This window comes from Ventrimonas faecis, from assembly GCF_040096075.1.
Taxonomy (GTDB): Bacteria; Bacillota; Clostridia; order Lachnospirales; family Lachnospiraceae; genus Brotaphodocola; species Brotaphodocola faecis.
On sequence record NZ_JBBMFJ010000014.1, the window covers coordinates 57,400 to 83,482 of the forward strand.

Annotated in this window: 23 protein-coding genes; 1 reads left to right on the forward strand and 22 read right to left on the reverse strand. The window is 51.5% G+C overall.

Going from position 1 to position 26,083, the window contains the following annotated elements; translation table 11 throughout:
• The 14 genes from gltB to WMO41_RS08180 form a co-directional block, all read right to left on the reverse strand.
• Nucleotides 1-4,584 carry a glutamate synthase large subunit gene (gene gltB / locus WMO41_RS08115; RefSeq protein WP_349229325.1) on the reverse strand — a complete coding sequence of 1,528 codons (4,584 nt, stop codon included), beginning with the start codon at nt 4,582-4,584 and terminating at the stop codon, nt 1-3.
• A gap of 134 nt (nt 4,585-4,718) precedes the next feature.
• On the reverse strand, nt 4,719-4,841 hold the full coding sequence (locus WMO41_RS08120) for a hypothetical protein (RefSeq protein WP_349229326.1): 123 nt from the start codon (nt 4,839-4,841) through the stop codon (nt 4,719-4,721).
• 30 nt (nt 4,842-4,871) lie between these two features.
• Entirely contained in the window at nt 4,872-5,138 is a 267-nt protein-coding gene (locus WMO41_RS08125; protein ID WP_349229327.1) for an HPr family phosphocarrier protein, read from the reverse strand.
• Nucleotides 5,139-5,202: 64 nt separating this feature from the next.
• Nucleotides 5,203-5,871, reverse strand: coding sequence for an epoxyqueuosine reductase QueH (locus WMO41_RS08130; protein ID WP_349229328.1), 669 nt, complete (start codon nt 5,869-5,871; stop codon nt 5,203-5,205).
• 11 nt (nt 5,872-5,882) lie between these two features.
• Nucleotides 5,883-7,013: an RNA polymerase sigma factor RpoD gene (gene rpoD / locus WMO41_RS08135; RefSeq protein WP_349229329.1), complete on the reverse strand. Its 1,131-nt coding sequence runs from the start codon at nt 7,011-7,013 to the stop codon at nt 5,883-5,885.
• Between the two features lie 73 nt (nt 7,014-7,086).
• Nucleotides 7,087-8,043 carry a diacylglycerol/lipid kinase family protein gene (locus tag WMO41_RS08140; protein WP_177291682.1) on the reverse strand — a complete coding sequence of 319 codons (957 nt, stop codon included), beginning with the start codon at nt 8,041-8,043 and terminating at the stop codon, nt 7,087-7,089.
• A 40-nt stretch (nt 8,044-8,083) separates the two neighbouring features.
• A complete protein-coding gene (gene mutY / locus WMO41_RS08145) occupies nt 8,084-9,199 on the reverse strand; it encodes an A/G-specific adenine glycosylase (RefSeq protein ID WP_349229330.1) in 1,116 nt (371 codons plus the stop codon).
• A complete protein-coding gene (locus WMO41_RS08150) occupies nt 9,186-10,166 on the reverse strand; it encodes a biotin--[acetyl-CoA-carboxylase] ligase (RefSeq protein ID WP_349229331.1) in 981 nt (326 codons plus the stop codon). Before WMO41_RS08150 ends, mutY begins: the two co-directional genes overlap by 14 nt.
• 3 nt (nt 10,167-10,169) lie before the next feature.
• Complete coding sequence (locus WMO41_RS08155) at nt 10,170-10,475, reverse strand: DUF6637 family protein (RefSeq protein ID WP_349229332.1); 306 nt, start codon at nt 10,473-10,475, stop codon at nt 10,170-10,172.
• A gap of 3 nt (nt 10,476-10,478) precedes the next feature.
• Nucleotides 10,479-11,468, reverse strand: a complete 990-nt coding sequence (gene argF / locus WMO41_RS08160) for an ornithine carbamoyltransferase (RefSeq protein WP_349229333.1) — start codon at nt 11,466-11,468, stop codon at nt 10,479-10,481.
• A gap of 94 nt (nt 11,469-11,562) precedes the next feature.
• Nucleotides 11,563-12,504, reverse strand: coding sequence for an SPFH domain-containing protein (locus WMO41_RS08165; RefSeq protein WP_349229334.1), 942 nt, complete (start codon nt 12,502-12,504; stop codon nt 11,563-11,565).
• Nucleotides 12,504-12,944 carry an NfeD family protein gene (locus tag WMO41_RS08170; protein ID WP_349229335.1) on the reverse strand — a complete coding sequence of 147 codons (441 nt, stop codon included), beginning with the start codon at nt 12,942-12,944 and terminating at the stop codon, nt 12,504-12,506. The genes WMO41_RS08165 and WMO41_RS08170 overlap by 1 nt, the downstream gene beginning before the upstream one ends.
• 12 nt (nt 12,945-12,956) lie before the next feature.
• Nucleotides 12,957-13,757 (reverse strand): TrmH family RNA methyltransferase, encoded by an 801-nt coding sequence (locus tag WMO41_RS08175; protein WP_349229336.1) that lies wholly within the window; start codon nt 13,755-13,757, stop codon nt 12,957-12,959.
• 94 nt (nt 13,758-13,851) lie between these two features.
• The gene (locus WMO41_RS08180; protein WP_349229337.1) at nt 13,852-15,783 is read right to left on the reverse strand and encodes an NAD(+) synthase; all 1,932 of its coding nucleotides are present in this window, start codon (nt 15,781-15,783) and stop codon (nt 13,852-13,854) included.
• Nucleotides 15,784-15,951: 168 nt separating this feature from the next.
• Between WMO41_RS08180 and WMO41_RS08185 the strand changes: the two genes are divergently transcribed.
• Complete coding sequence (locus WMO41_RS08185; RefSeq protein WP_349229338.1) at nt 15,952-16,383, forward strand: RrF2 family transcriptional regulator; 432 nt, start codon at nt 15,952-15,954, stop codon at nt 16,381-16,383.
• A 78-nt stretch (nt 16,384-16,461) separates the two neighbouring features.
• Here the strand turns inward: WMO41_RS08185 and WMO41_RS08190 are convergent, their stop codons facing one another.
• The 8 genes from WMO41_RS08190 to WMO41_RS08225 all read right to left on the reverse strand — a co-directional run bounded on the left by WMO41_RS08190 (nt 16,462) and on the right by WMO41_RS08225 (nt 25,993).
• On the reverse strand, nt 16,462-18,720 hold the full coding sequence (locus WMO41_RS08190; protein WP_349229339.1) for a DUF6449 domain-containing protein: 2,259 nt from the start codon (nt 18,718-18,720) through the stop codon (nt 16,462-16,464).
• Nucleotides 18,695-19,594, reverse strand: coding sequence for an ABC transporter ATP-binding protein (locus WMO41_RS08195; protein ID WP_349229340.1), 900 nt, complete (start codon nt 19,592-19,594; stop codon nt 18,695-18,697). Before WMO41_RS08195 ends, WMO41_RS08190 begins: the two co-directional genes overlap by 26 nt.
• Nucleotides 19,591-19,965, reverse strand: a complete 375-nt coding sequence (locus WMO41_RS08200; RefSeq protein WP_177292370.1) for a GntR family transcriptional regulator — start codon at nt 19,963-19,965, stop codon at nt 19,591-19,593. Before WMO41_RS08200 ends, WMO41_RS08195 begins: the two co-directional genes overlap by 4 nt.
• A 203-nt stretch (nt 19,966-20,168) precedes the next feature.
• Nucleotides 20,169-20,789: a hypothetical protein gene (locus WMO41_RS08205; RefSeq protein ID WP_349229341.1), complete on the reverse strand. Its 621-nt coding sequence runs from the start codon at nt 20,787-20,789 to the stop codon at nt 20,169-20,171.
• A gap of 65 nt (nt 20,790-20,854) precedes the next feature.
• Nucleotides 20,855-21,181: a helix-turn-helix domain-containing protein gene (locus WMO41_RS08210; RefSeq protein WP_349229342.1), complete on the reverse strand. Its 327-nt coding sequence runs from the start codon at nt 21,179-21,181 to the stop codon at nt 20,855-20,857.
• A gap of 22 nt (nt 21,182-21,203) precedes the next feature.
• Complete coding sequence (locus WMO41_RS08215) at nt 21,204-24,359, reverse strand: ATP-binding protein (RefSeq protein WP_349229343.1); 3,156 nt, start codon at nt 24,357-24,359, stop codon at nt 21,204-21,206.
• Between the two features lie 5 nt (nt 24,360-24,364).
• Nucleotides 24,365-24,541: a hypothetical protein gene (locus WMO41_RS08220; RefSeq protein WP_349229344.1), complete on the reverse strand. Its 177-nt coding sequence runs from the start codon at nt 24,539-24,541 to the stop codon at nt 24,365-24,367.
• 87 nt (nt 24,542-24,628) lie between these two features.
• Nucleotides 24,629-25,993, reverse strand: a complete 1,365-nt coding sequence (locus WMO41_RS08225) for an MATE family efflux transporter (protein ID WP_349229345.1) — start codon at nt 25,991-25,993, stop codon at nt 24,629-24,631.
• Between the last annotated feature and the right edge of the window lie 90 nt (nt 25,994-26,083).

The window sequence follows — 26,083 nt, forward strand, 5'->3', positions numbered from 1 at the left end:
TTACTTTCTCTGGTTTGCGTAAAATGCCTCGATCTGCGCCTGTTCACTGCTTAAGCCCTTCTCTTCCATCTGCACGATGGTGTTCATCATGCGGCGGTAGTCATGAGGCATTACCTTCTTGAATTTCGGCAGGTACTCGCCAAAGTGATCCAGAATCTCTTTTCCGCGGGCAGAACCGGTGTATGCCACATGGTCCTGAATCATCCCCTTTAACTCCTGAACGTCGTACTTGTTCGTTACCTCTTCCAGGGAAACCAGTTCCTTGTTCAGGCGCTTGTACAGATCACGTTTCTCATCCAGCACGTAAGCGATACCACCGCTCATGCCGGCCGCAAAGTTCTTTCCGGTTGTGCCAAGGACTACGACACGGCCTCCGGTCATGTACTCACATCCATGGTCGCCCACGCCCTCAACAACAGCCGTTGCGCCGGAGTTGCGGACACAGAAACGCTCGCCTGCCACACCGTTGATGTAAGCCTTGCCGCTGGTTGCACCGTACAGGGCAACGTTACCAATGACAATGTTATCTTCTGCCTTAAACTTCACATTCTTCGGCGGATATACAATCAGCTTGCCGCCGGATAAGCCTTTGCCGAAGTAGTCGTTGCTGTCGCCGCAAAGCTCCAGAGTCAGGCCCTTCGGGATAAACGCGCCAAAGCTCTGGCCGCCGCTTCCGTTGCACTGAATGGCGAAGGTATCCTCCGGCAGTCCATCCGGATACTGTCTGGTAATTTCGGATCCGAAGATGGTTCCCAGCGTACGGTCCACGTTGGAGACATCCACCTTCAGGCTCTTCTTCTGGCCCTTATTCAGCGCGGTCTTCAACTGTTTTAAGAATACCTGCTCGTCGATGGTCTGATCCAGCTTGAAGTCATATTCCAGTTTATCATGGTATCCGCGGAAACGCATGCCCTCGTACGGATTTCCAAGGATGTTGCTTAAATCCACCTTATTCGCGCGCTCAGACGGAATGTGCTCTTTCTTCTTTAAGAACTCGGTACGTCCCACCAGTTCATCTACGGTACGCACACCAAGCTTTGCCATATATTCACGCAGCTCCTGTGCTACGAAATGCATGAAGTTTACCACATACTCCGGTTTGCCCTTGAAACGTTTTCTCAGTTCCGGATTCTGGGTCGCGATGCCCACCGGACAGGTATCCAGATTGCAGACACGCATCATGACACAGCCCATGGTAACAAGCGGAGCGGTTGCGAAACCAAACTCCTCGGCACCCAGGATGCAGGCGATGGCCACATCACGGCCGGTCATCAGCTTACCGTCGGTCTCCAGGATGACTTTATCACGCAGGCCGTTCATGATCAGGGTCTGATGTGCCTCTGCCACGCCGAGCTCCCACGGAAGTCCCGCATTGTAAATGGAGTTTCTCGGCGCCGCGCCGGTACCACCGTCAAAGCCGGATACCAGGATCACCTGCGCGCCTGCCTTTGCAACACCGGCCGCTACGGTTCCCACACCTGCTTCCGATACCAGCTTCACAGAGATTCTTGCTCTGGTGTTGGAGTTTTTCAAATCGTAAATTAACTGTGCCAGATCCTCGATGGAGTAGATGTCATGGTGCGGCGGCGGGGAAATCAGGCCGACACCGGTGGTGGAATGACGGGTCTTTGCCACCCACGGATATACCTTTCCGCCCGGAAGCTGTCCGCCCTCACCAGGCTTTGCGCCCTGGGCCATCTTGATCTGGATCTCCTGGGCACTTACCAGATAGCGGGAGGTAACGCCGAAACGTCCGGATGCCACCTGCTTGATGGCAGAACAGCGGTTGTTGTTCTTCGGTCCCGGAACCAGACGCTCCAGGCTCTCACCGCCCTCACCGGTGTTGGACTTGCCGCCCAGACGGTTCATGGCAATGGCCAGAGTCTCATGGGCTTCCTGGGAAATGGAGCCGTAAGACATGGCACCGGTCTTAAAACGTTTTACAATGGAATCCACGCTCTCGACCTCGTCGATCGGAATGCCGCCGTTTTCATCGAAGTTAAAGTCAATGAGGCTTCGCAGGTTGATGGTCTGCTCTTCCTCGTTCAGCACATGGCTGTACTCTTTAAAGATCTCATAATTTCCGGTCCACGCAGCCTGCTGCAACAGGTGAATGGTACGCGGATTATACAGATGCTCTTCCTGGCCGGAGCGCTCCTTGTGGCTTCCCACGCTCTCCAGGGTCAGGTCTACATCCAGGCCCAGCGGGTCGAATGCGGTGGAGTGCAGCACATCCACATCGTTTGCGATGTCTTCCAGGGTAATACCGCCCACACGGCTGACCGTGTTGGTAAAGTACTTGTCGATGACCTCTTTGGAGATACCGATGGCCTCGAAGATCTGGGCGCCCTGGTAGGACTGGATGGTGGAAATGCCCATCTTGGACGCAATCTTGACAATGCCATGAAGGACTGCGGAGTTGTAATCATTGACTGCTGCATAGTAATCCTTATCTAACATCTTGGACTCAATCAGGTAATGTACGGACTCCTGGGCCAGATACGGGTTGATGGCGCTGGCACCAAAACCTAACAGGGTTGCAAAATGGTGAACCTCTCTCGGCTCGCCGCTCTCCAGAATCAGTGCCATGGAGGTACGTTTCTTGGTCTTTACCAGATGCTGCTGCAGGGCAGATACGGCCAACAGGGACGGAATCGGCACATGGTTCTCATCAATGTCACGGTCAGACAGGATGATGATGTTCACGCCGTCACGGTGGGCACGGTCCACCTCCAGGAACAGGCGGTCAATGGCCTTGGCCAGAGAAGTATTCTTATAGTAGGTGATCGGGATTACCTCTACCTTGAATCCCGGTTTCTTCATATATTTAATCTTTAAGAGATCGGTGCAGGTCAGGATTGGGTTATCTACCTTTAAGATGTGGCAGTTCTCCGGAGCCTCCTCCAGCACGTTGCCCTCCTCACCGACGTAAACGGTGGTGGAGGTTACGATTTCCTCACGGATCGCATCGATCGGCGGGTTGGTTACCTGGGCGAAGAGCTGTTTAAAATAGTTGAACAGCGGCTGGTGCTTCTTGGAAAGTACAGCCAACGGACTATCCGCACCCATGGCGGAAACTGCCTCGGCACCGTTTAATGCCATCGGAAGGATCATGGTCTTATACTGCTCGTAGGTGTAACCATAAGTCTTCTGAAGCTGCGCGCGCTGCTTCTTTGTCAGCTCCGGCACGCCCTTGTTCGGAATCGGAAGGTCTTTGAGTTCTACCATCTGGGAATCCAGCCACTCGCCGTAGGGCTGACGGGACGCATAGCGGAGCTTTAATTCCTCATCTCCCACCAGTTCGCCCTTCACGGTATCAATGAGAAGCATCTTGCCAGGTCTTAAGCGCTCCTTCTTTACTACATGCGACTGGTCGATATCGATTGCGCCAACCTCGGAAGCCAGGATTACCTGATCATCATCGGTGATGTAGTAACGGGACGGACGCAGGCCGTTGCGGTCGAGAACCGCGCCCATCACATCGCCATCGCTGAATACAATGGATGCCGGGCCATCCCACGGCTCCATCATGGTTGCGTAGTAGCGGTAAAAATCCTTGACCTCCTGCGGCATGAACCGGTCATGCTGCCACGGAGCCGGGATCAGGATCATCACGGCCATCGGAAGCTCCATGCCGCTCATGACCATGAACTCCAGCGCGTTGTCTAACATGGCGGAGTCGGAACCCTCCTGGCTGATGATCGGCAGAACCTTGTACATGTCGGATTTGAAGAACTTCGTCTCCATGTTCTCCTCCCGGGCCATCATCTTGTCCACGTTGCCACGGATGGTGTTGATCTCACCGTTATGTACGATGATGCGGTTCGGATGGGCACGCATCCAGCTCGGGTTGGTATTGGTGCTGAAGCGGGAATGCACGGTTGCGATGGCGGACTCGTAATCCGGATCCTGCAGATCCTCAAAGAACTGACGCAGCTCTTTTACGAGGAACATACCCTTGTATACAATGGTACGGCTGCTCATGGATACCACATAGGTATCGTCGTTGCTCTGTTCGAATACACGGCGTGCCACATACAGGCGGCGGTCAAAGTCCAGTCCTTTTTTCACCTCTGCCGGCTTTCCGATGAAGCCCTGCATAATGTATGGCATTTTTTCCACAGCCTTGTCACCGATCTTCTCCGGGTGGGTCGGAAGGGTTCTCCATCCAAGGAACTTCAATCCCTCTTTCTGGACTATAACCTCCAGCATCTTTTTCGCCTGGTTTCTGGCAAGCTCATCCTGGGGGAAGAAGAACATGCCGACACCGTACTCCCGGGCCTCACCAAGATCAATGCCCAGCGGCTTTGTCACTTTCTTAAAGAATTTGTGGGAGATCTGCAACATAATGCCGACACCGTCTCCGGTCTTTCCCTCCGCGTCCTTACCGGCGCGGTGCTCCAGATTTTCCACAATGTGGAGAGCCTGCTCTACGGTACGGTGGCTCGGAACGCCCTTGATATTGGCTACGGCGCCGATACCACAGTTGTCATGCTCAAAGCTCGGATCATAAAGGCCCGGAACTTTTGTCTGGGAAGCAAATGTGTTTGGGGATTTTGTTAAGGTTCTCTGATCGCTGTCCATAAATCATTTCCTTTCTAATGAAATAAAAAGGGCACGAAAATTCGTAATGAATTTTCGCGCCCTCGCGATTTCCTTGTGTAATCTTTCCTGCATAATACTACACATTTTCTCATTTGTAAATCCTTTTTTGGAAGTTAAATTGTCCGTTTATTTATTTTCTTTTGTTTTTCACGAAAAAAAACAGGATTTTCATGCTTTTTTGCATAGAAAAAAGGTACTTCCCGGAACATTCTTCCGCAAAGTACCTTTTCTTTCATTCTGTCTGCCTGTATCTGCTCAAAGAAGACTTACATTTCACCAAGACCGCTCTCGATTGCCTTGCTTACGGTCTCCATAGCTGCTGCTTCGTCCTCGCCATCGCAGATCAGGGTAATCTCGGTTCCGGATTTGATGCCTGCTGCCATTACGTTTAATACACTCTTTGCAATGATTCTCTTCTCACCGCACTCGATGATAACATCACATTTGAATTTCATAGCAGTCTGAGATAAAACGCCTGCCGGTCTTAAATGGAGCCCGGACGGATTTACAACTTTTAAATTCTTACTAAGCATAGTTCACGTCTCCTTTAGAATTGATTTCAATCTCTTTAAATTTTATTACAAATCACGACAAGTGTCAAGATTCTTCCAGAATCTGCCTATCCTCTTTTTGGGAATTGTGGAGCCGTTCTTCAGCCTCGCGTTTTGAGAAAACACAGCCGCAATAATTCTGCCGGTACAGCCCGTACTGCGCAGACAATTCCACCGACCGCTTATAGCCGTTTTTCTTTTTAAAATCGGACGGCAGATGCTCTACTTTATAAATTTCAGAGAGTTCTTCCCCGATTTCATTCAGCTTCTGGGCGTTTTTTAAAGGACTGATGGTAAGAGTGGTGGCAAAGTAATCAAATCCGCCCTCTGCCGCCATTTTCGCCGCCTCTTCCAGGCGCAGGCGAAAGCACTGAAAGCAGCGCTCGCCGCCCTCCGGAACCATCTCAAGCCCACGGCTTACCGCGTAAAAGCGCTCCGGCTCATAGGCTCCCACCACCAGATGAATGGGATGCTTCGCAGGCAGCTCCTGAATGAGATGCTTCTGCTCTGCCGCCCGTTTTTCATACTCCTCTGCCGGAGAAATATTGGGATTATAGTAAAATACCGTAATCTCAAAATAATCGGATAAATACTCCAGCACATAACTGCTGCACGGCGCGCAGCAACTATGCAACAAGAGCCGGGGGACCCGACTCTTGCTCTCATTTTCTTTTATGACTGTTTCCAGCTCACGCTGATAATTTCTGCGGTTCATGCTCTCTCCCTTTACAGGAAATCACGGATGCGTTTGCTCCGCACCGGATTACGCAGCTTTCTGAGCGCCTTCGCCTCGATCTGGCGGATACGCTCACGGGTAACGTTGAACTCTTTGCCCACTTCTTCCAGAGTGCGCGGATGGCCGTCTTTTAAACCGAAACGCAGTTCGATAACCTGACGCTCACGCTCCTTTAAGTCTTTCAGAAGGGAATCGATATGCTCTCTTAACATAACGTTCTCTACGTTGCCCTCCGGAGTCACCACGTTGCTGTCTGCCACGAAATCACCCAGATTGGAATCATCTTCCTCACCGATCGGGGTTTCCAGAGAAGCTGGTTCTCTGGCAATCTGCATGATCTCCATAACCTTGTCTTCTGACATCTCAAGAGCATCGGCAAGCTCTGTCACGGACGGCTCATAGCCCAGCTCCAGAGTCAGCTTACGCTGCATCTTGGACATCTTGTTGATGGTCTCAACCATATGCACCGGTACACGGATTGTACGTGCCTGGTCCGCAAGCGCACGGGTAACAGACTGTCTGATCCACCAAGTCGCATATGTACTCAGCTTATATCCTTTTGTATAGTCAAACTTCTCTACACCTTTGATGAGGCCCAGGTTTCCCTCCTGAACCAGGTCAAGAAAGCTCATGCCGCGGCCGGTGTAACGCTTTGCGATACTGACTACCAGACGGAGGTTTGCTTCGATCAGGCGCTCTTTGGCGTATTCATCGCCTTCTGCCTTGCGCTTTGCAAGCGTCAGCTCTTCCTCTGTGGTCAGCAGCGGTACGGTACCGATCTCCTTTAAATACATGCGGACCGGATCCTCGGTTCCGATTCCCTCGAGCAGATCTACCGCGTCTAACTCGATATCCTCGGAGTCTTTCATGAAGCTGTCGTCCATATCTACATCATCGTCGTCGAGAAGCAGATTGTCATCTGCAAGGGCAGCGTCATCAATGACAGGGACTACGTCAATATTTTTCTCCTCGAGGAAGCTGTATATCTGCTCCATCTGCTCAGGACCAAGGTTCTCCCCTTTAAAAAAGTCATTGATCTCCGTGATGTCCAATGCATTATGCTTTGTTTTGGCAACTTCTACCAGCTTTTTCAGCTTATCTAAAAAATTGTCTTTTTCCACAGTAACATCCTTTCAGTTGAAGGTTTACGAAAGCCTACACAACAAATCATTATATAATATCCAGCGTCAGATTTCAACAATTATTTTCATTATTCTCTGTTTTTTCGGCATGCTTTTGGGTATCCGCGGCCGGAGGGCACAGCATCAGGATCTGCTGCGGCAGGTTCTGGATCACAACGTCTGTCCTGGTACCGCCAAACTCTCCATCCAGTACCCAGTCTACGGGTTCCTGGGTATGAATGGTAAGCCTGTTCGTTTTAAACTTATAAACAAGATCGCTTTTTTCTTCTTCACGCAGCAAAAGCCCGGTCACAATACTGCTGAGTTCCAGCGGTGTTTTCGGTGTGCGGATCAGAAGCACTTCAAACAATCCGTCATTGAGTGCCACATTCTGGTTTACCAGCCCCTTAAAGCCGCCCACGCTGACTGTGTTGGTAACCATGCCATAAATAAACTCTCCCTCCAGCGTCTCCTCCGGACAGGAAATTTTCATGGAATAAGACTTGATGGAGGCCAGGCTCTTCACCCCTTCCAGAATATAGGCCTGATGCCCCAGTAGGTTTTTCTTATCCTGCGGTGTCAGATAAGACACTTCCGTGAAGGCGCCAAAGCCCGCCACATAAACAAAATACCGGTCTTCACAGAAATGTCCGATATCGATTGCGTAGGGGCTTCCGTTTACCGCATTTAAGGCCGCAGGCATCATCTGTCTGGGAAGCCTTAAGCTGGAAGCAAAATCATTGGTGGAACCGGCGGGAATATACCCCAGGCTTACCGGTTTCGCAAGCTCCATCATTCCGGATATCACCTCATTCAGGGTTCCGTCGCCTCCGCTGCACACGATCAGGTCTTTTTTCGCGCCGTACTTTAAGACCGCGTTCCTCGCGTCCAGAGCTTTCTGAGTCACATGCACCTGCACCTGATAACCGGCGCCCGTGTACGCATCCAGAATATCCAGAAGCTTTAAGCGGATTTTCTCCCTTCCGGACCTTGGATTAATGATCAGAAGCATCTGTTTTTTCTTAGCCATACGATGCTGCCAGCCTCCTTCCCATCCTTTTTCATTATCGTCATTCTATCATCTTTGTATACCTGCCAAACGCATTCGGCAGGGCATAAGTCGTTTTCAGTTCTTCTTTTCCGGCCGCAATATAGGATTTTGGAATGCCATGCTTTAACCGCACCCGGTATCCGGTCATATGCCATTCCACGTGGGAGAAAATATGCTTAGCCGGGCCCACCGGCTCCAGCTCCACGATTTCCCCCGGATCCAGCCCAAAGGCCTCCGGGATTTCCTCCGGGGTCAGATGGCCTTCCCGGTTCGGCAGTTCATAGAGAGAGGCCAGCAGTCCGCTGTCGTCCCGCTTGTTTAACCCAACCTGATCCCCACACTCCAGAATGCAGACCGTCTTATCTTCCAGGCGGCGCTTTTTCGGCGGAGTCTTGACCGGGATCTCTCCCATAAGATTATGCCGCTTCGCAAGGCAGATAGACTCTAGCGGGCACTCCGCGCAATGGGGCTGTCCGTTTGGCACACATACAATCGCGCCGATCTCAATGAGTCCCTGGTTGAAATGACTGGCCCGATCCCTTGGCATGGTCTCCCGCAGATGGGTTTCCATCCACTTTTTGGTGGAAGCCTTTAAGATATCTTCCCGGCTGGCCGTCACTCTGGAGATCACCCGGAGCACATTGCCATCTACCGCAGGCACCGGATGCCCAAAGGCAATGGAAGATACGGCCCCGGCCGTGTAGCTACCGATTCCCGGAAGCTTTAACAGATCCTCGTACTGCTCTGGCATTTTTCCGCCATACTCTTCCATGATCACTCCGGCTGCCTTTTTTAGATTGCGTGCCCGGTTATAGTAACCGAGGCCCTCCCAGAGTTTCATCAGCCGGTCATCCTCCACGGAAGCCAGCGAAGCCACATCCGGCAGCGCCTCAAGAAAGCGTTCAAAATAAGGTTTGACCGCCTCTACCCTGGTCTGCTGCAGCATGATTTCCGAGATCCAGACCCGGTAGCCCTCCGGATTCTCCCTCCAGGGAAGAATCCGGGCATGCTCCTCATACCAGGCAAGCAACGGACCATTCATGGCCCGCAGCCTGGCATCCAGATCCAGTGTCTCATCTTCACGCTCAGAAACCTTTAAGCGGTCATACAACTGTTTTGCGTCATACATATCCATAAATTCCTCTTACTGACACTTCCCCGGAATTGACTTCCCGCAGGCTGCCATCCGCAAGTTCCACGATCAGCTCGCCCGCGTCGTTGATTCCGTGGGAGATCCCGGTGTAATCGCCGCCCGGCGCCAGCACCTTTACCGCCCGTTCCACATTGACCAGCTCCTGGTTATAGGCTTCTTTGAGCCGGCTCATATCCAGTGTTTCACGGTAAATGTCATAATATTCCTCAAAAGCACACATTACACCGTTGATGATGGATGCGCGGTGGACCGGATGTCCCAGCTCCAGTGCCAGCGATGTAGCCGTAGCGCGGATCTCCTCCGGGAAATCCGGGGTGTTGGCATTGATGCCGATTCCCACCACCACATAGCGGATGGAGTCTTCTTCCGTACTCATCTCGGTTAAGATCCCGCAGATTTTTTTGCCGTTCACCACAATGTCGTTAGGCCATTTGATCAGGCATTCCAGGCCCGTTACATTGCTCACGGATTTGCGCACTGCCATGGCCGCAAGCAGGGTCAGCATGGAAGCATGCTCCGGTGCGAACTCCGGGCGCAGCAGAAAGCTGTGCCAGATCCCACTTCCCTTTGGGGAGTCCCAGCGGCGCCCTCTTCTGCCCTTTCCGGCTGTCTGGATCTCTGCCACCACCAGAGTGCCCTCCGGCGCTCCCTGCTCTGCCATGCGGCGTACTTCGTTGTTGGTGGAATCAATTTCTTCCAGGAACTTTACATTCTGTCCCAGCCAGTGGGAAGTTAATACAGCACGGATTTCTGCTTCGTTTAAGATATCCGCGCTGTCATGTAAACGGTAGCCCCGGTTGCGCACTGCTTCAATCCCGTAGCCTTCCGCCTCCAGCTGGCGGATTACCTTCCACACAGCCGTGCGGGATACTCCGAGGCGTTCACAGAGTTCCTGTCCGGAAACATAACCGTCTGTCTCTTTTAAGCATTTTAAAATTTCGTTTTTCAATCGTTACCTCCAGATGCTGATGGCACTCAACGCGCCCAGTATCGTCAGGATCACTGCCAGCAGGCACTGGGCCGCTCCCCCCGCCTGTTTTTTTCTGTCGTGCCCGCTCATTCTTATCCGGAATCCGCCCATCACGCCGTTTAACACAGCTGCCAGCCAGAAAATCACGGGGAACAGAATACTGTTCCCCTCCGGATCCAGAAACGCCAGGATGGCGCAGATAACAACAAGAATGCCGATCACGATATGCAGCAGGTCCAGAATCAGCGCAGCATTGCGCGGATTGCGTTTTTTCTCCTGCATTGCCATAGACTATACTCCAAGTGTTGCCATCATAACAGCCTTGATGGTGTGCATGCGGTTCTCTGCCTCGTCAAATACCTTGGACTGCTCAGACTCAAATACCTCGTCGGTTACTTCCATATCGGTAATGCCGAAGCGTTTGCCCATCTCAGCGCCGATCTTGGTCTTTAAGTCATGGAAGGACGGCAGGCAGTGCAGGAAAATAGCCTTCTCACCAGCGTTCTTCATGACTGCGGAGGTTACCTTGTACGGAGTCAGGTCGCGGATACGCTCCTCCCATACCTCGTCCGGCTCACCCATGGATACCCATACGTCGGTGCAGATAACGTCAGCGCCCTTGGTGCCCTCTTCCACGTTCTCGGTCAGGGTAATGGTGCCGCCGGATGCCTTTGCGTACTCCTCACACTGTGCTACCAGCTCCGGATTCGGGAAATATTTCTTCGGTGCGCATGCCACAAAGTGGAGACCCAGTTTGGAGCAGACGATCATCAGGGAGTTGCCCATGTTGTAGCGGGCATCGCCCATGTATACAAACTTAACACCTTTTAAGCAGCCAAGCTGCTCGCGGACAGTCAGCATGTCTGCCAGCATCTGGGTCGGATGATACTCGTTGGTCAGACCGTTCCATACCGGAACACCTGCGTATTTCGCAAGCTCTTCCACGATTTCCTGACCAAAGCCACGGTACTCGATGCCGTCGTAGATACGGCCCAGCACCCTGGCAGTATCCGCAATGCTCTCCTTCTTTCCGATCTGGGAGCCTGACGGATCCAGGTAAGTGGTTCCCATGCCCATGTCATGTGCTGCAACCTCAAAGGAGCATCTGGTTCTGGTACTGGTCTTCTCGAAGATCAGGGCCACATTTTTTCCTCTGTAGTTATCTACCGGAATACCTTCTTTTTTCTTGCGCTTTACTTCTGCGGAAAGGTCCAGAAGATACAGGATCTCCTCCGGGGTGTAATCCTTCAGTGTCAGAAAATGTCTTCCCTTTAAGTTCATAATTGTCTCTCCTCTGTATGAATATTTTAATTGCAAACTTGTTTTATAAAGCTCCGACATGCCGGATTGCGGCGCATTTGCGCTTTATCAATGATTACTCAGCAGTTTTTCCATCCTGGGATTTTGCGATCTCAGCCACGGAAGTGACCAAACCTGCCATGCCCTGAATGTCGGACGGGATGATGATCTTGGTGGCCTTGCCGTCTGCTGCTGCCGCGAATGCCTCCAGGCTCTTAAGCCGGAGTACGGCTGCGTCTGCTCCTGCTTCCTTTAAGAAGCGGATACCATCTGCCTTTGCCTGCTGTACCTTTAAGATTGCCTCAGCCTCACCTTCTGCCTCACGGATCCGGCGCTCCTTCTCTGCCTCTGCGTGAAGGATGGCTGCCTGTTTGTCTGCCTCTGCGTCCAGGATTGCGGATTCCTTCTTACCTTCCGCAACCAGGATCGTGGATTTCTTCTCACCTTCCGCACGGAGAATGGCTTCACGGCGCTCACGCTCTGCCTTCATCTGCTTCTCCATGGCATCCTGAATGGCTGCCGGTGGGATGATGTTCTTTAATTCTACACGGTTTACCTTAATGCCCCACGGATCGGTTGCCACATCCAGGGACGCGCGCATCTTGGTGTTGATGGTCTCGCGGGAGGTTAAGGTCTGGTCTAACTCCAGGTCACCGATGATGTTTCTCAAGGTGGTGGCGGTCAGGTTCTCAATGGCCATGATCGGGTTTACCACGCCGTATGCGTAAAGCTTCGGATCTGTGATCTGGAAAAATACTACGGTATCGATCCGCATGGTTACGTTATCCTTGGTGATAACCGGCTGCGGATCAAAGTCCACAACCTGCTCTTTTAAGCTGACTTTCTTTGCCACGCGGTCCACAAACGGGACCAGGAAATGTACGCCTACGGACCAGGTATCCAGATACGCGCCAAGGCGTTCTACAACCAGCGCCTGAGCCTGCGGCACAATGCGGATACAGGATGCCAGCAGTGCTAAGATTACGATCAGTAACGGAAAAATAAACAGAAAACCCATTATGCTTCCTCCTTTTCATCACTCACAATCAGTTTCACACCCTGGATCTCGCGGATCCAGACTCTGGTTCCCTCTGGATAAACCGCATCCTCTTTTTCTGAGCGTGCGGTCCACTCCTGTCCCTGAACAGAAACCGTTCCGGTCTCTTTCTCATTGTTGACTTCGGCGGTTACCCGGGCATCTTTGCCGATCAGGCTGTCTACATTCGTCTTAACCGTAGAAGTGTTAATGTATCTGACCGCCAGCGGACGGGTCAGGAACAGTAAAATGAAGGAAATCACCACAAATACCAGCAGCTGAACCGGAACCGGCGCGCCAAAGATGGCTGCCACAAAGGCAAGCGCCGCGCCTCCCGCGAACCAGATGGTGGTCAGGGCTGTGGTCATGATTTCAATGCCCACCAGCACCACAAAGGCGATGAGCCAGTAAATTGCTGCCATAACAACTCCCCCTTACTTTTGATTTCTGCGTTGTCTTGCCGCCTCAAACATGAGGACGGAGGACGCCACAGCGGCATTTAAGGATTCCACGCGGCCCTCCATGGGAATGCGGACGTAAGTATCTGCCATAGCCGCGGTCTCCTCGGTCAGGCCGTTTGCCTCATTGCCGATGAGAAATGCCGTATCCCCGGTGTAGTCCTCCAGGTCGTAGGCATTCTTTCCTTTTAAGTGAGCCGCAAACAGACGGATCTTGCGCTGTTTCAGCTCTTTTAACGTTTCATGAAGGTTCTCCACATAGACAAATGGCATGCGGAGCACGGAACCCATGGTGGAACGGATAACCTTGGGATTGTAGATGTCCGCGGTGTTCGCGTCCATAACCACACCGGTTACGCCGGCTCCCTCTCCCGCGCGCAGGATGGTTCCCAGATTGCCCGGATCCTGAATGGTTTCAAGAACCATGAGAAGTGCCGGTTTCCCGGTTTTCTGACTGGCTCCTGCTACCTCATCCAGCGTGTAATGGTACTGTTTTACCAGTGCCAGGATTCCCTGCGGGGACTGGGTATCGGAAAGGCTCTTAAATACCTCATCCGTTACCAGCTCAATATGCTTCACGCTTTCCCGGAGCGCCTTACACTCTTTGGTTTTGCTAAAAGCTTCTGATATATAAAGGGTGTGAATGCGGTCCTTCGGGATTTCCGAACACATGCGGAGTCCCTCTGCCACGAACAGGTCCTCTTCCCGCCTGGTCTTTGCTTTTTTCACCAGGGCATTCACAAACTTTACCTGTTTATTGGTTGTACTGCTGATCACGTTTTATTTTCTCCTTTTCCGGCGTTATGCTCTTTCATGGCATTTTGCCGGATTCTGTCATGACTGATTTTGATTTCTGCCAGTTTCTGTCATACTACTGAATGCGCTCCAGATTCTCCATCCAGATTCTTCTTGCGGCGTCACTCGGCATGCGCAGGTCTCCTCTTGGAGATACGGCCACGGAACCAACCTTCGGGCCGTCCGGCAGGCAGGAACGCTTGAACTGTTGGGCAAAGAACCGGCGGTAGAACACGTTCAGCCATTTGAAGATGGTCTCTCTGTCATATTCTCCCTCAAAGGCCTGCAGTGCCATCCGGTAAATTCTGGATGGCTTAAAGCCAAAGCGAAGCACGTAATAAAGGAAGAAATCGTGAAGCTCGTAAGGTCCCACCAGATCCTCGGTTTTCTGGGAAATGACTCCGTTCTCCGGCGGAAGCAGCTCCGGGCTTACCGGAGTATCCAGCACATCCAGAAGGACTGCCTTTAATTCTTCCTCGCCGCAGGCGTCTGCGTAATAGCGCACCAGATGGCGCACCAGTGTCTTCGGCACGGAAACATTCACGCCATACATGGACATATGGTCACCGTTGTAGGTGGCCCAGCCAAGGGCCAGCTCGGACATATCACCGGTTCCGATGACCATGCCGCCCACCTGGTTTGCAATATCCATTAAAATCTGGGTGCGCTCTCTGGCCTGTCCATTCTCGTAAGTCACATCGTGTACGGAAATATCGTGGCCGATGTCCTCAAAATGACGGGTTACCGATACCTTGATGTCAATCTCTTTTAAAGAAGCCCCCAGCTTTCTGGTCATCTGGCAGGCATTCTGATAGGTGCGGTCGGTGGTGCCAAAACATGGCATGGTGATGGCATGAATCTGGTTACGCGGAATGTTTAACATATCAAAGGCTCTCGCCGCAACCAGAAGGGCCAGCGTGGAGTCCAGACCGCCGGAAATACCAAGTACCACATGGCTACAGCCCGTATGCTCCAGACGCTTCTTTAAACCCATAGCCTGAATGGTGAAAATTTCCTCACAGCGGCGGCTTCGCTCCTGCTCGTTATGCGGAACGAAGGGACGGTTGTCGATATAGCGGAGAAGCTTTCCAGTCTCCTGCTGCTCCTTTTCCGAGGAAGCCAGGGAGAAACGAATGGTCTGATAACCGCTCCGGTCTGCTGCCGGGTATGTGGTGGTACGGCGGCGCTCCGCGTTTAAGCGTTCCAGATCCAGATCGGCCATAACCGTCTCCGGGACGAACCGGCCGGATTCCGCCAGGCGGGTTCCATTCTCCGCAATGATATTGTGGCCGCTAAATACCAGATCCTGAGTAGATTCGCCCTCTCCGGCGTTGGCATATACATAACCGCAGATGAGTCTCGCGGACTGGCCGCAGATCAGCTCCCGGCGGTAGGAATCTTTTCCGACCACCTCATCACTGGCAGAGCAGTTCACAATGACGGTGGCCCCGGCCAGCGCATGGCGGATGCTGGGCGGACACGGCACCCATACATCCTCACAGATCTCCGCAGCCACTGTAAGCTTTGGATTCTCCCTGCAGGAAAACAGCAGGTTGGTTCCCATAGGCACCTGAGTATCCTGCCAGTCTGTCATAACCGGTGTTTCCATGCCCGGCGTGAAATGACGCAGCTCATAGAACTCAGAGTAGTTCGGCATATTGGTTTTTGTTACCAGGCCAAGCAGTTCTCCATCGCAGACGGCTGCTGCCACGTTGTAAAGCTTGCCCTCATGTTCCCAGGGAAGGCCGGCAAAAACCAGCATTTTCTTTCCTTTTGTGAACTCCACAAGGTTTTCCAGTTCTTCTCTGACCTGCTCCAGCAAAACCTCCTGCAGAAACAGGTCATTGCAGGTATATCCGGAAAGGCACAGCTCCGGGAACACCAGAAGCTCCACGCCCTTCCTTTCGTATTCTTCTATAATACTGCATACCACCTCACGGTTATGAACCGGATCTGCGACTTTAATCTTTGGTGTGGCTGCCGCTGCGCGGATAAAGCCATCTCTCATATCAGTTTCCTCCTGACGGAATGTATAGGTTGCAGTTCATGCCAAATCAGTGCATACTATTGCAGACAGTATAACATATCCTGCACCAAAAATAAAGCATGAGAAACCCCCGTTTCCATTTACATTCATGACTTTTTCCTGTACAATGTCCTGTGAGGAGGGATAACCATGAGAGTATCAACCAAAGGACGTTATGCACTGCGTATGATGATCGAATTTGGCCTGAATCCAGACCAGTGTACCAAGATCAGCCAGGTGGCCGCACGCCAGGGCATTTCCGATAAATATCTGGAACAGATCGTTTCACTTCTTCACAAAGCCGGCTACGTGCGGAGTATCCGCGGGGCTCAGGGCGGCTACATACTTACCAGAAAGCCGGAAGAATATACCGTTGGCATGATCCTTCGCGCCGCCGAGGGAAGCCTCGCCCCGGTCTCCTGCCTGGACGAAGACATCAACCACTGTGAACATGCCGGCCGCTGCACCACACTGACCGTCTGGCAGAAATTAAAAGATGCCATCGATGACGTGGTAGATCACACCACACTGGCCGATCTCATTGAGGAACAGCGGAACATGCCAGACGCAAACCTGATGTAAATTGCATATTTATGCATGTTTTAAGACAGGATATGCGCGGGAACACAGTTCCCACGCATATCCTGTTTTACTATTATGCTAATATCCCATCCTGTCTTTTACGATCTGCGGAATTTCTCCTTTTCTGAAAAAGCTGTTGTAGGTATTCTCCACGCTGTCTTCCTCTTCTGCTTTTTCTGTTTTATCTGCCACCGTCACTTCTACGGTCAGATCCTCTTCCTCATACATCGGATCATAGTAGAGCATCCGCTCGTTGCGGGTCATGTCCCCCAGCGCCTTGATTTCTTCCAGATCCGTAAACGTGATCTCCTGGTAGGAATCGGTCTTCGGCGCATAGCCGCGCACGGTCACGGAAATAATCTTATCGGAAAGCTCTTCCTTCTTCACGGAAACTCCATACTGTTCCAGGAGCGCAATCGTCTTTGTGAAGGACGGATACACCGGGTAAAAATCCTGATCCCGAATATCTTCTCCGTAATAATAATAATCCCATCCATCTTTGTCTGTATTCTTCCGGTTCTCCCGGTTGTTCCACCATGCAATGGCCTTCTCATCTGTCTCCGTGGTGAAACGGATCAGTCCCATGGGCATTTCCTCTTTCATCTGATCCAGAGTCAAACCGGTAAATTCCTGCTGGTATGTTTTAAGCAGCTCACTGCGCTCCTCTGCCGTGAGATCTTTCAGGCTCCTGTCTCCAATGGAACGGCTCTGACGGTAACGGACATTGACCATTTCGCCTGCGTCCGCCGTAAGAATCGGATAGGAAGCCTTCTGAAACGCTTCATTTTTCCAGAGTTCCTTGATCAGCTCATAATTCTTTGTCATATTGATGGTGTAATTCCGGACTATCCTGCGCCCGCTCTTTAATGTATAGGAAATCGTTGCCATGGTATAGCGCGTATTATCGCTTTCTCCATCCGGATCCTCCGTTACATCCGCTGCCTCATACGCAACTGCGGCTTCCCGGGCGCCAGACTGAGTCCATTCCGCCCTGCGCTTGCGGTTTTCTTCAATACCGGATGCCGCAAGATTCAGGATGGTATTCACATCCGTACACTGCATATGCTCCGCAATGTACACCTCTGAACTGGAAGACTCATAAACATATGGTACATTCCGTCCATTTATCTCCTGATTTTCCAGCACGCTGCCATAGGAAACCCAGTTATTTAAATCGCTGATATCTGCTGTCGCGTACTCTACCTTCCCAGCAGACGGCAGGTAAGTGTCGTACCCAAATACATCAAACCGGAAAGAGAACAGAATCGCCAGGGCCGCAATGGTGCTGAAGGCGAGCTGCCCCTTATGGGAGAACAGTTTCCGGAAGTCAAAATGATAGATACTCTCAATCACACAGTGTGAGATCACGCTTCCACAGACAACACCAAATGCCATCCAGCCATTGGACTGCTGCAGGGACCAGAAGAAATCTCCTATTCCAAGACCTGCCACAACGGTGATCAGTATCCGGATAATGGGCTGGCTCACCGCAAAGGCCATGGCCTTTCCCGCTGCCTCCGATGGACGCTTTTTGTAAAGAAAGACTGCTGCCGCCGCCAGGACCACCGAGGCGATCACTGCTGTCACAGCTGCCATAACAACCGGTTTCTGATCCCCATAAAGAGATACTGTGTGGATATACTCCATCACCGGAGAAATCCGGATACAGTTTTCTAACAGTGAAGTCTGATCCGGATAATAATAGGACAGAAAAAAACTGCCAAAAAAGGAATCGATCAGGCTGGCTGCCACCGGCATATAAAACATCAGCACCATGCTGCCAAAAAATCCAACTACAAGATGACCGGTCATCATGGACGCGATCACCACAGTCGTGTAGCAGAGGATGTAGTAGATCATGTGCAGTACATAGGCGCTCACTGCCGTCTGGCAAAGAACATCCGGGTTCACGCCGTTGGCTGCACACACGATCACGGACACAGCTAGAGCCAGGGCGTAGGGAATCGCCGGCATCAGAATGCCATCCACATAGTGGACCAGAAATAAGGTCTCACGGCGCACCGGAAGGCTATGGTAAAAATCTACGCGGTTTCTGGAAGTCAAATAATAGAAGCTGCTGAGTCCGCAGACCAGGGAAACTGCCACAACGAAAAAGACTGCTACACCATTTTCAAAGGAGATCCAGTTTACAGCCTCTTGGGAAAACCATTTCAATGCTTCCGCAGCCGTGTTCCAGTCCCGGTACGCCTTTCCTGCCAGAAATGCCAGAAGAACCGGATAGGCAAAGAAACTGGATAACGCAATGAGGGCCGGCGCCCAGAGGCGGTTTTTCCAATCCTCCCGCATCAGCTTAAAATATAAGTTTTTTGACGTCATAACCGACTACCTCCGTTTCACTGATAAAGATTTCTTCTAAGGACAGCGGAATGGTCTCATAGAACACCGGATCCGCCTGCTGCATCACAAATTCCACCTGGTTTAAATCGCCACGCACCGTCAGAGTCAGAAGCTTTCCGCGCCGCTCGGTCTTTAAAATGGTAAGCCCGGTAATATCTTCCGGCTGCATGCCATCTTTTAAGACACACTGGACCTTGTGGAGGTTCATCTTCATTTCGTCCAGATCACGGCTTAAGAGAATGCCGCCCTTATGCAGAAGGCCTACATGGTCGCAGATATCTTCCAGCTCCCGCAGGTTGTGGGAAGCAATGATGGGCGTGAGCTTCCGCTCTTCCATGTCGTTTGCGAAAATGCTCTTTACGGCCTGCCTCATAACCGGATCCAGGCCGTCAAAAGTCTCGTCACAGAACAGGTACTCCGTTCCGGCGCAGATGCCGCACAGGATGGAAACCTGCTTTTTCATACCCTTGGAAAAGGTATTGATCTTCCGGTTCTTCTGAAGTCCGAAGCTCTTTAACAGAGAATCAAACCGGTTTACGTCAAACTCCGGATAAACGATGCGGTAATAGTTCATCATATCCTGTGGTGTGGCATTGCCGAAGAAATACTGGTCATCGGAAATATAAAAGAATTTCCGCTTTGCCGCCTCGTTTTCGTATACATCCATGCCGTCTATGGTGATGCTTCCCTCGTCCGGCTTCAGCACGCCTGCCGCCATGCGCAGGAATGTACTTTTTCCGGCTCCGTTGGTTCCGATAAGCCCAAACACGTTTCCTTCCCGGATCTGGGCATTGATGTGGTCTACCGCGAGGATATCATCGAATTTTTTTGTGAGATTAGTTGCCTCTATCATACTGTTTCCTCTCCTCCAAACTGTTCCTCCGCCATGCGGACAAACTCTTTTTTATCCATGCCAAGACTCCTTGCCTCTGCCGCAAGACCGGCCACCTTGCCTTCCAGTTCCCGGCGTTTCTGCTCCCGGAGTCTGCTGATGCTGCCCACAAAGCTTCCCCTGCCCTTCACGGAATAGATAAATCCATTTCGTTCCAGCTCCGCATAGGCACGCTGTATGGTGTTGGGGTTGATGGACAGCTCCGTGGCCAGAGACCGGACAGAAGGCATCTGCGCATCCTCCTCCAGAACACCAAGGATCATCAGTTCCTTTAACCGGTCTGCCACCTGTTCATAGATCGGGCGGCTGTCTTTATAGTCCAGATGAATCATTTCCCTGCTGTCTCTCCTTTCTGTATAAGTGTATTAATTATCTTAATACACTTATATCATGTTCTTTTTGGAAATGCAACCATATCTCACAAAATTTTCCATGTTTAAGATTTTCGTCAGAATTTCTCTCCTCCACCCGCTGCGCAGGAGCTGCAGCAATCAGGACCTTGTAACTGTTCAGTACCCTCACAGTTACAGGACCTTCAGAATCCCGTGCGCACCAGATCCCGGTAAAGGGCCTGATCACAGCTTAAATCCACATAGCCTTCCCGGTCGGAAAACAGGCCCGGCTCAAACTTGCGTCCAAAATCCAGATCATATACATAATAAGAAATTTCACTGCCCCGGTCCCGCATTAAAAGCTCCAGCAAGTGAATGATGAGATCCTGCGCGGGCGCAGAAATTTCCTCTCCGCTCTTTAAGGTCTCCAGAATGGTGACGAATTCGCTTTCATCTACCGGAGGTTCAAAGGCATCTGCCCGGCGGTAAACCGTTTCTGCCGCTTCCAGTCCGCAGTAAATGGTCATGGTATCACCGCAGATCACATAGCAGTAGCTTTCCGGCTCCAGCCAGAATGTGGCTGCTCCGGACAGAACCTCCCGCACCAGTTCCTCTTCTTTCTCCCCTTCACATCCCTCATACAGTCTGGCAAACCGCCGCGCAAAACAGAGAAACTCCTCGGCGGACCGCAAGCCTCCATAACGGAACGTATTTACAATGTGCATGCCGCAGCCGCTCCGCACCGGACGCATATCGCAAAGGAACCTCCGTGTAACAAGCTTCTTTCCGCTTTCATCCACATAAACCATCCGTCCTTTATCCATAAAAAAATCCTCCTGTCATTTCCATTTTGGTTATGACAAGAGGATAAAACAAACGTTCGGATTCGTCATTGGACAAATAGTCCAATGCGCAGCTGCTCCAGATAGGAAAAGAGATACCGCTTCTCTCCAAAAACTTCCCGGTAAACCGGATTTTCCTGCGGTCCAGCCAGAAGTTCCTCCATATGCACACCAAGAAGGCGGCTCAGCGCGTACAGATGATCCACAGACGGAAGCGCTTTTCCCTGAAACCACCGGTAAACCGGCTGCGGGCAGGAAAGGAACAGATAATCCTGAATGTCCCGCACACTGTAACCAGACTTGCGGATCCGATAGCGCAGAAGATCCCCGCTCTGCTTCAGATCCAGATTCGGGTAACCTTCCCGTCTCTCCATATCAGTTCACCTTCCTTACCTTTTATACCCTTTGGGGACATTTTTCTGCCAGGATCCGAAGCAGCTCCGCTGCCTCCACCGGCTTTGCGATATAACCGTCCATTCCAGCCTGCTCGCACTGGCGGATGCTGTCTGCGGAAGACTGGGCTGTCATGGCCAGAATCGTCACGGTTCCGGCATCCGGACGACCCAGCGCACGGATCCTTCTTGTTGCCTCCAGTCCGTCCATGACTGGCATCATGACATCCATCAGAACCACATCAAAGCTTCCTGTTTCGGATTCCGCAAATTTCTGAACCGCCTCAGCTCCATTCCATGCTTTTTCCGTTTTCGCCCCTGCTTCGGTCAGATAAAATTCCGCAATCTCCATATTGATTTCATTATCCTCAACCAGCAGGATCTTCATGTCAGACACATCGGCCGCTGCCGTCCCATCACTATCCTGGCCCGCATGAACTGTCTCATCCAGAAGGAACGGAAGCTGGAATGTAAAGGTCGTTCCCTCCCCCTCCACACTTTCCACCTGTATGCAGCCATTCATCTGTTCAACCAGTCCTTTCACGATGGACATGCCAAGACCGGTTCCCTTATACTGAGTTCTGGCGTCCGACTTTTCCTGGGTAAAGGGTTTGAACAGTCCATTTTTTACAAACTCTTCCCGCATGCCGATGCCGGTATCCGTGATCTTAAACTCATAAAAAGCCTGTTTTCCATCACAGGAAAGTTCCTTCGCATAAGTATCAATCCGACCTCCCGGTTTATTATATTTGATGGCATTGCTCAAAAGGTTTACCATAATCTGCCGCAGGTGCAGCGGATTTCCAACCAGAGCTGTATGCTGGATGGCTTCCCTGTGCCGGTAATGCAGGATTCCGGTTTCCAGAAGCTGGGCATCCACCAGGGCGGCCGTTTCCGTCATCAGATTTTCCAAATCAAAAGCCTCTCTGGCTTCCGCCTCCTGTTTCGTTTCAATGCGGCCCATATCCAGCACATCATTGACCAGCGCCAGCAGATGGCTGGTGGAAAGGCTGATCTTGCCCAGACATTCCTCCACCCGTTCCCGGTCATCTATATTCCGGCGGATGATCTCCAGCATACCCATCACACCATTGATGGGGGTCTTGATGTCATGGCTCATACGGTTTAAAAACTCTGTCTTGGCCTTGCTTGCCAGGTCTGCCTCCTCATAGGCCACCTGCAGGCGCTCCTTTTCCTTCTGCTCCTGCTCATGGAAAACCGACGTATTCTTAAAGAGAATGATGCCGTGCACCACGTTCATCTCACGCCCGGTCTTTTCGTCATACAGCGTATCCTGGGACATCAGTACCGTCTTCTGCAGCCATTCCGGCTCTCCCTTTGCTCCGGTCTCCTGATACTCCACCGTAACCTGTTTGGCGCCATTGCGGAAACGCTCCAGAAGTTTCTCCGAAGAGTCCACAATACGGTAATTCTCCATGGTATCCTCTGTGACAAAACCACTTCTGAATGTACAGTATTCGTTGTAGGCGCAGGGCGTCTGCTGCATAATCTCAAATTCATCACTGCCGGACGGATAAAAGATTTTTTCCAGCCGGTCATGGGTTAAGTCCACCGTGTAGACCGCCTCGGCTGTATCCATCAGCGCGTCCACATAATTGCCATTTTCCAGAATGGACTGCTTCATCTGCTCATAATACCTGGTCAGCTGGACCTTCTCATTGGCTGACACCTGATTTTTGTCATGGAACGGCTCAAAACCAAAGATAAAATGATGCAGCCGCCCGTCTTCCGTATTGTTTAAAAAGAGCAACGTCATGCGGCCTCTGCGCACCTTTTCACCGTCCGTACACTGATACGGAAATTCCAGCTTTTCCCGCGTACTGCTCAGCACCTGCTTCAGCGCCTCCGGCTGCAGCTTCTGGCGCAATAGTCCGCGTTCCGCTCCCCGGGCCAGTTCCTGTACGATCTGCTCCACCGCGCCGGTGTAGCTGCCGTCTTCCGCCAGAAAAAACTCGGAATCTGCACGCAGCACCCGGTACTGGTCGAGCAATGCATCGCAATACAGGCAGTCTGAAAACGAATAGCCCTGCTGTTTGACTGTATCCAGCAGCCGGATATTTTCATTCTGCTTCTCCGCCGCTTCCAGCATCTTGGCGCGGTTCTTATCGACATACATATTCTTATCGGCCTGCCGGAACAGATCCCGCATGCCGCAGGATTCAAAATCCGATGAAATCGCATAACCAGCCGCATAGCTGATGGGCATCTCCGGATGATTGGCAGAATAGTCCGCTGTCTGGCTCCGCACCTGGGAAAGGCAGGCTTCCACCGCCTCCCGCTCCAGTCCGCGGATCACGGCCAGAAACTCATCTCCTCCGTCGCGTCCCACAAAATGCTCCGCCGGCATAGCCGCGCGCAGCTGCACCGCAAAGGATCGGATGTATTCGTCTCCCTTCTCATGGCCGAGATTATTGTTGATGATACGCAGATTGTTTAAATCAAACACACAGACTGCAACCGTTTCCCCATCTTCCAGGAATGTATCATTGTCCAGAATTTCCTCACACTTATTTTTATTCGGAAGCCCCGTAGCCTCATCCAGATAAACCTTCTTCTGCAGAATGCGGTTCTGGGCCGCATAGCGCAGTGCCTTAAATATTTCCATGGCAATCAGGACCAGAAGTCCTGCTATATCTGCAAAGACCACCTGCTCCAGCTGATTCAGTGCCGTTGCCTTTCTCTGGGAATAGGCCTCCGCAAGTCCGGTAGCCTCATCACAGATCCGGAAGAACTGCTCACTCTTTTCGATGATCTGCGTGTTTTCATAGCCATTTTCCCGCACAAGCTGTATTTCCACTTTCAGGGTTTCAAAATAAGCTTCCAGCTCCTGCAGCTTATCCTGGAATGCAGAATCGTCCAGACGGACCAGGTTTAGATCATCACTTCCATAGCGGAGTCCGATTATGATCGACTCCACCTCCTCAAGCATCTCATCCTGCGGACTTTGTAAGTTTTCCAGCTTGACCATACGCTGGGTCATGCCGCGCACCAGACCGGCGTAGTTTACCACCCTTGCTGTCCCCTGGATTTTCCCCACCAGAGACATAATACAGAAAAATAATACAATCAGCACTGTAGTCAGAACCGTCATGCATACACGGCTTACATAGGTCAGTTTTTTTCCAGTGTTCTTTTTCATATTCCTTATCTGCTTCCCCCCGTCTTCTTCTGCGAAATAGCCAGGCCCGCCCGGGTGAACAGCACCTCCACGGGTATAAAATACTGCAGGAGCACCTTCGTCGAAACAAAGGTAGCTCCCCACATAATCTGTGTGCCGCAGGCCAGCATATGGCCGGTGATCTGTTTTCTCTCTTGTGTCATGGTATGTAATCTCCTGTCACTGACCAAATATCTGATCATTCTTCTGTCATTCGGAAACATGTTTTCCGCATGCCTCCCACTCATGGATCATGCCTGCTCCATCCGTTTCAGCTCCGGCAAAACCGTGCACAGCATCGTGATAAAGCACAAGCTTCCGCCAATCACATTGGAAACCGGCTCTGCCAGGAACACGCCATCGGTTCCCATATGCAGCGCGTACGGCATGAAATAAGTCAGCGGAACCACAATAAACACCTTTCGAAGCAGCGAGAAAAAGATTGCCTGCTTCTTTTTATTCAGCGATTTAAACGTAGTCTGTCCCATATACTGGAAATCCATGAAAATGAATGCCGCAAAATACTGCTTCAGGGCCGGAACCGCATCCTGCATGAGAACCGGATCAGAACTGAACACTCCAATCAGCGCCTCCGGAGCCAGAACGATGACACTCCACATCACCGCAGTATAGCCCAGGATCAGAAGTCCCATCATCATGCCCGCTTTCCGTACCCGGGCCGGACGGCGCGCGCCGTAGTTGTAGCTTAAAATCGGAGAAGATCCGTCATTGATTGCGGAAATTGGTGTCTCCACCAGCTGACGCACACTGGATACAATCGTCATAACTGAAATGTAAATATCTCCACCTGTAGCGGAAAGCACGTGGTTACAGCAAATCGTCACCAGACTGTTGGTCAGCTGCATGATGAAACCAGCCGTGCCAAGACTGACAATTTCTTTAGCATACCCGGCATATTTTGCAAGTTCTGCACTGCGCAAAAAACGCACCTTCAGCTCCGCTTTTCCGGTAAGAAAGCGCAGAACAAAGGCTGCTGATAAAAACTGAGAAATAACCGTTGCCATGGCCGCTCCCCGCACACCGAATCCCAGCACAAAGATAAACAGCGGATCCAGAACCAGATTGGCCGCCGCTCCGATTGCAACGGAAAGCATACCGGTCAGGGAATAGCCCTGCGCGTTGATAAATGGGTTCATACCCACCGCGATCATGGACGGCAGTGTACCGATCAGATAAAGAATCATGTACGGGCAGGCATAAACCAGTGCCCCCTCCGATGCCCCGAACAATATCAGAATCGGGCGTATCAGCAGCATTCCGATTACCATCAGAGCCACTCCGGTAAGACAGAGCAGGGAAAAGGAAGTATTCATAATATCATTTGCTTCCTGCGTCTCTTTTTTGCCTCTGTGAATGGAAAATAACGGTGCGCCGCCACCTCCGTACAGATTCGAAAATGCCGTGATGATCACAATCAGCGGAAAGCAAAGCCCCACTGCTCCAAGCGCCGCCGTTCCCACCTCCGGAATCCGGGCAATGTAAATGCGGTCCACGATGTTGTAGAGCAGATTTAAAATCTGGGCCACCAGCATGGGAACCGCCGCCCCTAAGATGTTGCCGGTCACTGTGCCATGTTCAAAATCAAGTTGTTTCATGTTTCTTTTGTCCTTTTGTAACTGTTCAGTACCCTCACAGTTACGGGCAAAAATCCATTGAAAATTGCCTTCGGCAATGGGATTTTTGCC

Bases quoted from the DNA above. Each gene is read 5' to 3' on its own strand.
- WMO41_RS08155 (WP_349229332.1), bottom strand. From the start codon at position 10,475: ATGGCAATGCAGGAGAAAAAACGCAATCCGCGCAATGCTGCGCTGATT.
- WMO41_RS08205 (WP_349229341.1), bottom strand. From the start codon at position 20,789: ATGGATAAAGGACGGATGGTTTATGTGGATGAAAGCGGAAAGAAGCTT.
- WMO41_RS08225 (WP_349229345.1), bottom strand. From the start codon at position 25,993: ATGAAACAACTTGATTTTGAACATGGCACAGTGACCGGCAACATCTTA.
- WMO41_RS08185 (WP_349229338.1), top strand. From the start codon at position 15,952: ATGAGAGTATCAACCAAAGGACGTTATGCACTGCGTATGATGATCGAA.
- WMO41_RS08180 (WP_349229337.1), bottom strand. From the start codon at position 15,783: ATGAGAGATGGCTTTATCCGCGCAGCGGCAGCCACACCAAAGATTAAA.
- WMO41_RS08210 (WP_349229342.1), bottom strand. From the start codon at position 21,181: ATGGAGAGACGGGAAGGTTACCCGAATCTGGATCTGAAGCAGAGCGGG.
- WMO41_RS08130 (WP_349229328.1), bottom strand. From the start codon at position 5,871: ATGAACCGCAGAAATTATCAGCGTGAGCTGGAAACAGTCATAAAAGAA.
- WMO41_RS08140 (WP_177291682.1), bottom strand. From the start codon at position 8,043: ATGGCTAAGAAAAAACAGATGCTTCTGATCATTAATCCAAGGTCCGGA.
- WMO41_RS08165 (WP_349229334.1), bottom strand. From the start codon at position 12,504: ATGGGTTTTCTGTTTATTTTTCCGTTACTGATCGTAATCTTAGCACTG.
- WMO41_RS08120 (WP_349229326.1), bottom strand. From the start codon at position 4,841: ATGAAAGAAAAGGTACTTTGCGGAAGAATGTTCCGGGAAGTACCTTTT.
- WMO41_RS08220 (WP_349229344.1), bottom strand. From the start codon at position 24,541: ATGACACAAGAGAGAAAACAGATCACCGGCCATATGCTGGCCTGCGGC.
- gltB (WP_349229325.1), bottom strand. From the start codon at position 4,584: ATGGACAGCGATCAGAGAACCTTAACAAAATCCCCAAACACATTTGCT.
- mutY (WP_349229330.1), bottom strand. From the start codon at position 9,199: ATGGATATGTATGACGCAAAACAGTTGTATGACCGCTTAAAGGTTTCT.
- WMO41_RS08195 (WP_349229340.1), bottom strand. From the start codon at position 19,594: ATGATAGAGGCAACTAATCTCACAAAAAAATTCGATGATATCCTCGCG.
- WMO41_RS08170 (WP_349229335.1), bottom strand. From the start codon at position 12,944: ATGGCAGCAATTTACTGGCTCATCGCCTTTGTGGTGCTGGTGGGCATT.
- WMO41_RS08190 (WP_349229339.1), bottom strand. From the start codon at position 18,720: ATGACGTCAAAAAACTTATATTTTAAGCTGATGCGGGAGGATTGGAAA.
- WMO41_RS08200 (WP_177292370.1), bottom strand. From the start codon at position 19,965: ATGATTCATCTGGACTATAAAGACAGCCGCCCGATCTATGAACAGGTG.
- WMO41_RS08215 (WP_349229343.1), bottom strand. From the start codon at position 24,359: ATGAAAAAGAACACTGGAAAAAAACTGACCTATGTAAGCCGTGTATGC.
- WMO41_RS08125 (WP_349229327.1), bottom strand. From the start codon at position 5,138: ATGCTTAGTAAGAATTTAAAAGTTGTAAATCCGTCCGGGCTCCATTTA.
- argF (WP_349229333.1), bottom strand. From the start codon at position 11,468: ATGAACTTAAAGGGAAGACATTTTCTGACACTGAAGGATTACACCCCG.